Raw genomic sequence first — 243 nt, 5'->3', positions numbered from 1 at the left:
ATTAACAGCGTCTGTACCATTGACACCAGCGGCTACGTTGATGATCTTGTTGCCACCATTATCAAGCCCTGTATTGGTCAAGCTGACATTAGTGATGCCAGCAGGAGCCCCTGCTGCTTTGGTGATGATGATGCCATTACCATTAACGGTTGTGGCACCAGTCGTTACGCTGCCACTATCTCCTAGAGCTAGGTTTTTGTTTAGGCTAACTTGTACGCCATCAGTGGTCGTGGTACTGGTTAG

Annotated in this window: 1 protein-coding gene; it reads right to left on the bottom strand. The window is 48.6% G+C overall.

The annotated features are described in order from the left end of the window. On the bottom strand, positions 1 to 243 hold a 243-nt coding region (locus SB725_RS33430; protein WP_410923726.1), incomplete at both ends, for a hypothetical protein.

The organism is Pseudomonas sp. SIMBA_041, assembly GCF_046535095.1.
Taxonomy (GTDB): domain Bacteria; phylum Pseudomonadota; class Gammaproteobacteria; order Pseudomonadales; family Pseudomonadaceae; genus Aquipseudomonas; species Aquipseudomonas mucoides.
The sequence above is the reverse complement of the archived record's forward strand: the minus strand, read 5'-3'. Positions and strand labels throughout refer to the sequence as shown.